Source organism: Agrobacterium vitis, from assembly GCF_037039395.1.
Classification (GTDB): domain Bacteria; phylum Pseudomonadota; class Alphaproteobacteria; order Rhizobiales; family Rhizobiaceae; genus Allorhizobium; species Allorhizobium vitis_E.
Genome location: NZ_CP146242.1, coordinates 2,330,183 through 2,342,138 on the forward strand (window position 1 = coordinate 2,330,183; position 11,956 = coordinate 2,342,138).

The window sequence follows — 11,956 nt, forward strand, 5'->3', positions numbered from 1 at the left end:
TCACATCTCTGATGGATGTGAGGTATTTGCAGGCTCTTCAAGCGGTGAGCATGATTGCCCCGCTCATCACAGTCCAAGCTGGTGATGATGTTCCAGATACCAGTCCATGGTCGCCTTGACGCCGACATCCAGCGTGGTTGTCGGTTTCTGCCCGGTGAGCGCCACCAGCAGATCAGGGCTGGCGAAGGTGCGTGGCACGTCGCCCTGTTGCATCGGCAGCATTTTACGCTTGGTCGGGCGGCCCATAATGGTCTCGATGGTCTCGATGAAATCCATCAGCGCAATCGGTTGGCCACCGCCGATATTGATGACGCGGAACGGGGCGTTATGGGAGAGCGTATCCAGGTTTTCCGGGGTGCGTACCCGGTTTTGTTCGCCAGGGGCAATGGCTGAAAGGGCGATGACACTGTCGATCAGGTCGTCGATATAGGTGAAATCGCGGCTCATCTTGCCTTCGCCATAGATCTCGATGGCTTCATCGGCGAGCATCGCCTTCATGAACTTGAACAACGCCATATCCGGGCGGCCCCAGGGGCCATAGACGGTGAAGAACCGAAAGGCCGTGGTCGGCACTTTGTAGAGATGGGCATAGCTGTGGGCCATCAGCTCCATGCCCTTCTTGCTGGCGGCATAGAAGGTCATCGGCTCGTCGGCGCGGTCGGTCTCGCGGAAGGGAACCTGCGGATTGGCGCCGTAAATGGATGAGGTCGAGGCCAGCATCAAATGCCCGATCTGCAATTGCCTGGCGATTTCGACAATGTTCCAGGAGCCGATCAGGTTGGAATCCAGATAGGCTTTCGGGTTTTCAAGACTGTAGCGCACGCCTGCCTGGGCGGCGAGGTGGATGATGACGTCGGGCTTGGCCTGATCCACGGCCCGCTCAAGCGCTTCGCGGTCCTCCAACATTCCGATCACGCCGGTGAAGCTTGGAAACTGGGCAAGTCCAGCGTTGCGGGCTTCCTTGAGGCGCAGATTGTAATAGGCGGTCATGCCATCATAGCCGGTGACGGTATGGCCATCCTGAAGCAGGCGGCGGGCCAGATGAAAACCGATAAAGCCAGCGGTGCCGGTGATGAAGTAGCGCACGGGAGAACTCACTTTCCAGATGGACGAAGCCGCTGTGTTTAAGGTGCAGCTACCCGTTCAAGTCAAGCGAGTTCTACTGCATAATTCCTCAAATCGGAATCGATTAGAGGAATTATGCGGGAGATATAAAGAGCTACAGCGAGGCTTTGTGCGTCAAACAGGGCGCACGGCGCTGTCGTAAAAGCCCGAAACAGGGGTGTAAAATGCGTGAACCGGCAGGTTTCCCCACCGGTTCGATCTGTTGAAAGCTTTTATGTTGTTCAGGCGGCTCTGGTCTGCGCCCGGTCTCTTGGGTCGGCACCGAGCTTGAACTGATCGACCAGACCCATCAGCGTATCGGCTTCATCGGCCAATTGGCGGGTGGCGGCATTGGTTTCCTCGACCATGGCGGCATTGCGCTGGGTCATCTGGTCCATGCCGTTGACGGCGGAATTGACCTCGCCCAAGGCCGTTGACTGGTCGCGGCTGGCCAGCGCAATCGCTTCGACGCGCTGTGAAACGCTGACGATTTTCGTCGAAATTTCCGAAAGAACCTCACCGGTGCGCTGCACCAGCTTTGCACCGGCGGCGACTTCCGTGCTCGACGTGTTGATCAGCGCCTTGATATCCTTGGCGGCATTGGCCGAGCGTTGCGCCAGTTCGCGCACTTCCTGGGCAACGACCGCAAAGCCCTTGCCCGCTTCGCCGGCACGCGCGGCTTCGACGCCGGCGTTCAGCGCCAGAAGGTTGGTTTGGAAGGCGATTTCGTCGATGACGTCGATGATCTGGACAATCTGGCCGGAGGCATTTTCGATCCGGCCCATGGCATCGATGGCACTGGCGACAACCTTGGAGGAGGTGTCGGCTGCGGTTTTGGTTTCGGCAACGATGGTGTTGGCTGCCTGGGCCTGTTCGGTCGAGGATTTCACCGTGACGGTGATTTCGTCGACGGCTGCTGCGGTCTGTTCCAGCGAGGCGGCCTGCTGTTCGGTGCGTTTGGCCAGATCGTCGGCGGCAGCGGTCATTTCGCCCGCATTACGCTGGATCATATAGGTATTGGCGCGGATCTGGCGCATCGTGTCCTGAAGGTTTTGCAGCGAGGTGTTGAAATCGACGCGCAATTGTTCAAGGCGGCCGGTAAAAGGCGTATCGATGGTGACGGAGATATCGCCGCTGGCCAGCCGCCCCAATCCACCGGCCAGTGCGTTGACGGCAAATTCGATCTGCCGGTCGATGGCCTGCTTTTCCGCATCGTTGCGGCGGCGCTCTTCCTCGGCTTCATTGCGCTCAGCCTCGCTGCGCTGCTCAATCTCGATCTTCGACAGTGCATTCTGCTTGAACACGCCGAGCGCGCGGGCCATTTCGCCGATTTCATCGACACGGGCTTCCCCGCTGATGCCGGTGTCCAGCTTGCCCTCCGCCAGGCGGCGCATGGCTGCGGTGATCTGGCCGATCGGACCCTTGAAGGTAAGAACGAGGCCGATACCGGCAAACAGCGAAATCAGTAGGCCAAGGGTCATGGCGCCGATGGAAATCGAATTGGCGTCACGGCGTTCCTCTCCGGCGCTGACCTTTTGCATTTCGGCAAAAGATGTCAGCTGCTGCCAGATGCGGTCGAGATCGGTGCTGGCGGTCTGGAAATTGGTCTGACGATCCAGGCTGATCTTGACCAGTTCGTTGCTGGCCTTTTCCATCAGGGCGATGGCCGGTGTCAGCTTGGCTTCAAGCGGTGCATAGAGCCCAAAGGAGCCGGACGTGCCCTTGAGTGCCGCGAGCGCTGTTTTTAACCCGGCAAATTCCCTGCGCAGGCTGGTGAGATTCTGCTCGGTCGGCGCCAGCATGAAGCTGGCGGTGGTGATCTGGAACCTGTAGGCGGCATCGATCAGGCCGCGCCCATCGGTCAAAAGCAGCTGCGCCTTTTCCAGCGGCACGTCCATTTCGCCGAAGCGGGCCGTGGCATCCTTCATCTTCTGCTGCGCGGCAAGGCCGAGATAGGCGGACAGCTGGGTAAAATTCCGCAGCTTGGTCGCCATGGCTTCCGCCACTTCCGGCGATTTGTCGCCTGCTGTTACCATGTCGCCGAGATCCTTGATGATGGTCTCGATGGTGCGGGCGGCGGATTTGTTCTTTTCCGGCAGGGCAGCGGCCAGGGGTGGCTGGCGGGTCTTCATTTCGGCGAGATTGGCCGCGACGTAGTCGAATTTCTCTTCCGGGGTCGGCAGGCTGCCGAATTTGCGATTGATATCGGTCAGAAAACCGCTGGTCAGTGCAATCTTGTCGGCGTCGCGCAGCATCTGCTTGGCGGCGGTCTCGTCAGCCTGGATCGACAAGGTCACTTTCTTCATGGCCTCGGAGAGGTCATTCTGAGCGGCGACAATATTGGCCGTGCCCTGGCTCATATCCTTGATCAGGTTGGCTTCCGTTTCATGCAGCGACCAGAGCGTGCCCATGTGGCTGACGACGCCATCGACGGCGGTCGAAGCTTTTTCAAGCTCGCTTCGGCCATCGGCATTGGTGTCGAGTTGGTCCAGCGTGCGCTTGAGCACCCGCTGCTGTTCCTTCAGTTTCTCGGTGACCGCATTGCGGCTTTGCTCTGTGGTCTTGTCGAGAAATTCCGTCATCGCGATGGACACATCGCGAAACCCGCTCAAGGATTGCAGCACGCTGTTGGAAATCTCCATCCGACCTTGAAGCAGGCCGGAGGCATAGAGACCGGTAAAGCCGACCGCGCCGATGGTGACGACGAAGGGAAGGATGAAAATCAACACCTTGGTCTGAATGCGGAAACGCGACAACAAGCGATCTATGAACATGGGTCCCAGCTTCTCCAAAGCCATGTCGCCTGGCCGGATACGCGTCTTAGGCGCGTTTGGCTGAGCGATTGAGGCAGCAAATGCAAAGCGATTTCCGGATAAGGACGACATGTCTTGAGCGGCAAGTCTCTGCCATCGCTCTCCAGAAGCGTGTCAGACCTCTCACAGTCATTGTGCAGGCGCTGGCGGTCAAGCGACATCATCGTCTATCGACGACATTAGGAGGTGTTTGTTAAGATCAACTTAAATTTGCCATTTCCCCCTTTTTATCGAGGGTATATGAGCTTAAAATATATAAGTGTAAGTCAATGTTATTGAAGGAAAATGCCAACGCTGGCACTACGGCCACTGGCATCGATTACCGTTAGTGTGGAGTAACCATTACCGTCAGGTGTCCAGCGGGTGGTGCGGGTGCGGGCAAGATCCGGCAGGGCCTGTCCATTGGCCAGCCAGCGGAAGGGCGCACGGCCCGCTTGAAGTTTCAGCACCAGTGGCAGCTGCGCGCCATCGGCGGTCCGGCCAAGTTCCACATGGGCGCCTTCCGGGGGATAGACGATCATCGGCGGCTTTTCGCGGGCATTGAGGGCGATCAAGCCGCTGGCATCGCGCGAAAAGCGCCTGAGGCCGGGCGTCAGATCGCTCTTGGCGAGTCGCAAGGTGCCATCCGGCGGCGCGGGCAGGGGGGCTTGCGGCAGTTTGGACCGGGCAAAAGCCTCAAACAACACAGGAGCTGCGGTGCCATAACCGGTCAGACCTGGAATGGCACTGTTATCCGCCCTGCCGATCCACACCCCGATGACCGTACGGCCATCATAGCCGATCGACCAGCCATCTCGGTAGCCGTAGCTGGTGCCGGTCTTATAGGCGATCCGTCCGGTCAGCGCGCCAAGCGGCGGGGCGACACCAGACAGGATATCGGTGACGTTCCAGGCCGCAGCCGGTTCCAGCAGGCGTCCGGGCTCGGCATGGGCGCTACCGAGCATGGCGCAGTCGCGCAGCCGGATGGCGCTGCCTTGCCGGGCAAGGGCTGCATAAAGCGTCACGAGGTCCTTCAACGTCGTACCGGCACCGCCCAGCGCGATGGCAAGTCCCGGGGTTTCCGCCTTGGGCAGGTCGATCCTGATGTCTGATCTTTTCAGCCGGGAGAGCAATTGCGAGGGGCCGACCGCTTCCAGCAAGCGGACTGCTGGCACGTTCAGCGACAATTGCAGGGCGTCTCGGATGGTGACGTCGCCCTGATAATGCATGTCGAAATTTTTCGGCCGGTAGCCGGCGAAATCGGCAGGCCGATCCTCGATCACCGTATCCTGGGCAATCAATCCCTGTTCGAAAGCCAGACCGTAGATCAGCGGCTTCAGCGTCGAGCCTGGCGACCGTTTGATGCGCGTCATGTCGATCCAGCCGGAGCGGCTGGCATCGAGATAGGCGGCGGAACCGACCCGGGCGAGGATTTCGCCGGTGCGGATGTCGGCGGCCAGAATTGCCACCGAGACCTTTGGAGGCAGTTTCTGGGCGGCCTGTCTGGCCACGGTTTCCAGGGCGGCCTGTACGTCTTTTTTGAGTGTGGTTGGATAGATCAGGTTTTCTGGCCGTTTGCGTCGCTCGGCATCGCCGACATGGGCGGCAAGCATCGGCAATTCCAGCCTTGTCTTCGGGATCGGCACGACGCTTGCCAATTGCCGGTCCTGGGCTGAGACGATGCCGGCTTTTTCCATGCGGGCCAGCACGCGGTCGCGGGCGGCAAGGGCGTTATCGGCAAAGCGGTCGGGCCGTCGCCGTTCCGGCAATTGCGGCAGGGCCACCAGCAGGGCTGCTTGCGCAGGCGTTAGATGTTTCGGCTCCTTGCCGAAATAGGCAAGCGAGGCGGCCCGCACCCCTTCGAGATTACCGCCATAGGGGGCGTGGGTCAGGTAGAGATCGAGAATGGCGGCCTTGTCCAACCGGTGCTCGATCTGGATGGCCCGCAGCGCTTGCTGGGTCTTGGCCAGAAAGGAACGTGATTTTCGCGGCTCGATCAGCCGTGCCACCTGCATGGAGAGCGTTGAGGCACCTGACACGATCCGGCCATGGCTGATGAGCTGAACCGCCGCCCGGCCAAGCGCCAACCCATCAATGCCCGAATGCTGATAGAAACGCCGGTCCTCATAGGCGACCAGCATGCGCAGCAGCAACGGATCGACATCAGCGGCCACGGTTTTCAGCCGCCAGCGGCCCTCCTGCGTGGTAAAGGCGCGCAGCAATTGCCCATCGGCATCCAGAAGCTCCGCCGAATTCGGGCTGATCGCATCGAGCGGCGGCGGAAAGGCCGCGTCCAGCCGGTTCAGTCCATGCCAGACCGCCCCGCCCAAAAGCAGGCAGGTCAGCAGCACCAAACCGAATGTCGCGCGGCGCCGGATCACTGTTCTGCCTTGACCTCCATGCGTCCCGTTGCCGTGCGGGCATAGCGCTGCGGGCGATACATGTCCTCGACGCTGGCGGCGGGGTGGTCGAACACGCCCGGTGTCACGGCGCGCACCACATAGGCCAGAACCATGTCGCCACTCTCCTGGCTGGTGCTGTCGAGGGCAGCGACAAAGCGGTCGTCGCGGAATTCCAGATGGGCGGCTTTGGTTTCGCCCAGCCAGTCGAAATTGGCGAGATCAGCACTGCCGACCAGGGCCGGATTGTCGATTTCCAAGCCAGCCGGCAGCAGATCGGTCACCAGCAATTGGGTTGGCAGGCTCTGTGCTCCGGCCCCGTTTGCAGCTTGGGCGACTTTCAACACCACCACATAGCGCTGGTTCTGCGCCGCCTCGCTGATATTCACCTTCTCGCCGGACAGCGTGTAATAGCTGCGCTCAATGGTGAAGCCTTCGCTGGCCGCTGGCAGCGGATATTTCGGCACGGCCACGGTGGTGACTGTTGCCGTCAGCGGATCGGCGCCGGTATTGTCCAGCGTGACCGGCTGATGCATCAGGTCATCGCCCTCGATTCTCGCCCGGTAGCCGCCGGTTTTCAGGCTGCCATTGACGGTCACGGCAAGGCCATCGTCGCTTTTGTCCAGCGCCCGAGCGGCCAGCAGCATCCAGCTTTCTTCCTGGGTGCTGGTATAGCTCTTGCGCTTCCAGTCTTCGATCACCGCCCTGCTCAGCGCCGGGATGATTGGCGGCACAGGCCGGGCCTCGGCGGCCAGCGCCAGGATGGCGGCGCCGTCGCGCAATTGCGAACCGTAATCCGAGCGGGCCAGGCTGACCGGCGTGATCGAGCCTTGCTGCGACTGGGCGCTTGCGGCGCGGAATATCGCCTCCGCCTTGACCGGGTCGCCGTAGAGCGACAGGGCCGCTGCCAGATGCGCCTTGGACAGTGGCGTCGGGAACCGGTCCAGCATGGTATCGGCATAATAGCGCAGGTCGCTGATCGCGGCGCGGCGATTGCGGGCCAGCACATAGAGTGCATAGGCTATCTCATTGCCCTGCGCTTCGACATCGGTGTCATAGGACAGTTTGTTGGCCAGATTGTCCAAAGCCTGCACCAGGGCGGCATCGGGGACATCAAAGCCCTTTTCGCGGGCGCGGGTCAGGAAATCACTGACATAGGCGTCCAGCCACAGGTCTTCCGAACCGGGTGCCCAAAGGCCGAAACTGCCCTGTGCTGCCTGATAGGACAGCACCCGGTAGATAGCGTCCTGAATGCGCCGGTTGATATCGGCATCCGTGGGCAGTCCGGCCACATTGGCGAGATCGTTGAGATAGAGCAGCGGCAGCGCCCGGCTGGTGGTCTGTTCGGCGCAGCCATAGGGGTAGCGGTCAAGGCTGGTCAGCAGGGCGGCAATGTCGAAATTGGCGCCGCGCGACACCGAGAGGCTCAGCGACGCGCCTTGCAACACGCTATCGGCCAGAAGATCGCCGTCCACGATCAGGCTCTTACCCGCCGCTAACGGCAATTCGCGTCGCGTCGTCACCGGCAGCGCGGCTGGTCGCACCGGCAGATCCAGCAACCGGGTGAGCGACAGCCCGGTGTTCTTTGCCTCCCCGGTATTTGCGCTCGTGGCAGGGGCTCCTGAACCACTGTCGCCACCAGCAGAAGCCGTTACGACAGAGGTAAGCGCCACGGAAACCGTGCCATCGCCGGGGACAAGCCCCTTCAACCCGACTGACAGGCTGGTCCGCGCCCCCGCTTTCAGCGTGACCGGGATCTGCGCTTTGGCAGGGTCGATTTCCACGGATGGATTGCCCTTCAGCGACAGCAGGTAATCTCCATCAGGCGCATCGGTGGCGGCCAGATCGAGCTGGAGCCGGGCTTGATCGCCTGGGGCGAGGAAGCGCGGCAGCGAGGCGGTGATCACGACGGGGTCGCGGACGATCACATCGGTTTGCGCATGGCCGATACCGGTGCGGTTCCAGGCCACGGCCATCAGGCGCACGGTGCCGTTGAATTGTGGAATGTCAAACTCCACCTGCGCCTTGCCGGTATGGTCGAGGTGAACAGGGCCGGAAAACAGCGCCACCAGTTTTTCCTTGGGCGGACTGGCCTGCAAGGCCATCATGCCGCCATCGCCGCCGGTGCGCAGCTTGCCCATGGCGCCAAGCGATCCGTCGATCAGCTGACCGTAGAGATCGCGCATTTCAATGCCCAAGCGGCGCTGGCCGAAATACCAGCCGTCCGGGTCAGGCGCCTCAAAGCGGGTGAGGTTGAGAATACCGACATCCACCGCCGCCACCGTGACATAGGCATCATTGCCGCCACCGGTGACGCTGATCGGCACGGTCAGTTTACGGCGCGGCTCGATCTGCTGCGGCGGCGTGAGCTTGATGGCCAGCTTGCGGTTGGCCGGATCGACGCTGAGCCAAGTGACGCCGATGGCGCGCATCGGCATGCGGGTCTCCTGGCTTTCACCCGGGCGATAAAGGGTCGCGGTAATATAGGTACCCGCGCCAAAATTATCGGTCACGGGAATATCGATCTCGCCGCCGGTGGCGGCGATGCTGGCGGTTTCCGTCGCGATCAGGGTTTCGGAGCCGATGGTCACCAGAACTTCACCGGCATAGCGTGACGAGACTTTCAGCTTGGCGGTTTCACCGATCTTGTAGACCGGCTTGTCGAGGCCGATTTCCAGGGCATCCGGGGTTTCGGTCGATCCTGCCTCAACGAACCAGCCGGCATTGAATTCGATGCTGGAGGCAGCGCCATTGGGTGTTGGCGCATCGACTTCCAGCCGGTAACGGCCCCAGCCGACCGGCATCGGCAGATCGGTTTTCTCCGCGCCGATATCGACCGTGCCGCTGGCGGCCAACTTGGTGCTGGTGATCGGCTCGAAGCGCCAGGCGCTGCCATCGCGATACCATTGGTAATCGCGCTCCAGTTTCAGCAATTTCCACTTTGAGCCTGGAAGCGCCTGTGGCTTGCCATCGGCGTCGAGCGCGATGAGCTGGAAATGTCCGGTGCTGTTTTCGGAAAGCTCGCCGGAGAACTCTGGCTTGATGCCGATGGCGGGCTGGCCGGTCTCAACGGGAAGCGTCAGTTGCCGCTCCACTGCCCGGCCGCTGCCTTCCTTCAGGCGCACGGATAGTTGCGCCTGCAACAGTTGCGTGGTGGCGGGCAGCTCATCGACCTGAAGATCGACGCTGCCATGGCCCTTGTCATCCAATGGCTGGAGAGCGTCCAGCGTCAGGCTGCTATTGTCTCCCGCCTCTTCATCGGCAAGGCCGAAGACGAAGCCGGGCAGGTCGTCGCGGCTGCGGGTCGGCTTGATGACCATGTCGCCTTCCAGCGAAAGGCCAGCAGCCGGTGCGCCGTAGAGATAGCGGCCATCGACACCAACCGACAGCGGCATGCCGGGTTTCAGCACGTCTGCTGCCGGTTTCAGATCGAACTCGATCCGGTCGGGCAGGAAATCATCGACCAGAAAGGTTTTTTCGGCAATGGCCGGTTTTTTCGGATCGACATGGATGCCAAGCGTCCAGGTGCCGCGCATCACCGAGGTGTCCAGCGCCAGATCCACTGCATGGCCGCCAAGACCTGCACCGGTGCTGACTATGCGGCGATATTCCACGCCGTCGGGCCGTGTGAAGATGAAGGTCAGCGGCAGGCCGTCGATGGCTTCCGCGCCGATGTCGCGGGCAAGGGCTGCAACATGCACGGTGTCACCGGGGCGGTAGATTCCGCGTTCCGTCCAGGCGAAAATATCGATGGCGCCCGGCGCGGTGCGCCCGGTGACGCCTCGGTCCGACAGATCGAAACCGGCCTTGGTCATGTCGAGGAACACGAAATCCTTGCCCGGCTGCTCGCCGGTCAAAACGGCAGGGGCTAGCGCCGCACCGGAGCGCATCAGGCCAGCGGAAAAGGTGGCCCGGCCCTGATCATCGGTGGTGGCGGTGCCGAGGATTTCGTTGTTGCGGGCCAGCAATTTCAGCTCGACACCGGCGATTGGCTTGGCGGAATTCAGCGAGCGGGCAAACACGTTCAACCCGTCAGTACCGGCAAAGGTGGAAAGGCCGATATCGGACACCAGGAACCATTGCGTGGCGCGGTCTTCCCATTCGTCACTTTTGCCGGCATTGGGGGATGCCGTCAGCACATAGATGCCGGGCTTGCGTTCCGGCAGAGCCTCGTCCACCGGAAAACTGGTGGTGACTTCACGGTTCAGGCTGGTTTCAATGTCGATCGAGCCTTGCCAGACCAGTTCGCCATTGTCCTTTTCGATCCGGTCGGCACCGTAACCGCTGAGCTGCGAGAGAAATTGCGAATTGCTCATCAGCGGCGCAATCGCCCGTTCGCCGATCCGATAGAGCTTCAGATTGGCCTTGTCGGTGTTAACAGAGACCAGCGGAATGCCGCGCCTTGCCGCAGATGGCAGTACGAAATGGTCGCCGGTAAAGCGCACGGTCGGGCTGCGGTCGCGGATATAGACGTCGATATCGGTCTTTGCTGCCAGCGGTTCATCGACGGAGGAGGGCAGGCCTTCCCGCAGTCCAATCGTATAGCGCTGGCCATAATCCAGCCCCTCGACACAAAGCTGGCTGTCCTTGGCTTCCAGCACCTTTGGCGGCTTGCCATTGACGGTGACGAAGGAGGTGTAATCGGTGCCGCGATTGATCAACGGATCGGAAAACTGCACGCAGGCGCGGGGGCTGGCGGCATCGGCATCGACGCTATTGCCGGTGATGCGAAAACCCTTGGTGGCTTTCAGCGCCAGATAGGCGGCGCGAACAGACTTATCGGCGACAAGCTCGAGGCTCGCCTTGTAGGCATTCAGCGCAGCGCGGAAATTCTCGTTTTTCTCCAGGGCCTTGGCCAGCACAGCCAGCGCATCGGCTCGCTCCTTGGCGCTGCGGGTCAGGTCATAGCCGAGAAGGGCAGCGTAAAGCCCCTGATTGGCAGAAGCGCGATCATCCTTGATGGTGTTGGCGGCACGCGCGGCGCTGATCCACAGGCTGGCATCCTGAGGGGAAAGCTGCGTGGAGGCCAGAAACCCGGCCAGGGCATCGGCGCCCTTGCCCGCCGACAGGCTGGCATGGGCGCGACCGATCAGCCCGTTGAGGCCGAGTTCGGGCTGTTCCGCCGTCTGTGTCAGCCGCGCTTTGAAAGCGTTGGCTTGTGTGCGCAGACCATCGGAGATGAAGCCGAGCTTTGCAGGCGCGCCGATATCCGGCTCGGTGGCACTGGTGACAATCTTACCGGCAACGGCGCCTGCAAAGGGGCTGACCTGGTTGAAATCCGATTTCAGAAAGCACCATCGGGCCTTGATATTATAGGTGAAAGCGCGGCAGGATTTGTCGTCGATACAGCTTGCCTGGCATTGGTCCAGAGTGACGTTTTGCGCGGTGCGCAAGTCAAAGCCGCTGTAATCGCCGTCCTGGGTCAGCGCGATGCTACGGTTGGTTTCGGCAGCCATTACCGGTAATGTGGGGGTCGGCAGCATGAGGCCCAGGAGGGCAAGCACCGTCCCGGCGAATATCCGTTGCAGACCCATGACAATTGCCCCTCTTTACGTCAATCGACCGGCGCGTTGCGACGAGCCGCCCGCTCCTCATGCATTCCCTTATCCCAAGGCTCGGAAATGCTCAAACATTCTCGCTGTGACATCATTGCGACGGTCC

General features: G+C 61.2%; 4 protein-coding genes. All 4 read right to left on the reverse strand.

Annotated features, from left to right (window positions below; translation table 11 throughout):
• Positions 1 to 66: 66 nt before the first annotated feature.
• Positions 67 to 1,086, reverse strand: coding sequence for an NAD-dependent epimerase/dehydratase family protein (locus tag V6582_RS13420; protein WP_337739247.1), 1,020 nt, complete (start codon positions 1,084 to 1,086; stop codon positions 67 to 69).
• A gap of 260 nt (positions 1,087 to 1,346) precedes the next feature.
• Positions 1,347 to 3,878, reverse strand: coding sequence for a methyl-accepting chemotaxis protein (locus V6582_RS13425; RefSeq protein ID WP_156631722.1), 2,532 nt, complete (start codon positions 3,876 to 3,878; stop codon positions 1,347 to 1,349).
• Between the two features lie 311 nt (positions 3,879 to 4,189).
• Positions 4,190 to 6,274, reverse strand: coding sequence for a penicillin-binding protein 1C (pbpC, locus tag V6582_RS13430; RefSeq protein WP_337739248.1), 2,085 nt, complete (start codon positions 6,272 to 6,274; stop codon positions 4,190 to 4,192).
• Positions 6,274 to 11,829 carry an alpha-2-macroglobulin family protein gene (locus tag V6582_RS13435; RefSeq protein WP_420360182.1) on the reverse strand — a complete coding sequence of 1,852 codons (5,556 nt, stop codon included), beginning with the start codon at positions 11,827 to 11,829 and terminating at the stop codon, positions 6,274 to 6,276. The genes pbpC and V6582_RS13435 overlap by 1 nt, the downstream gene beginning before the upstream one ends.
• Positions 11,830 to 11,956: the final 127 nt, after the last annotated feature.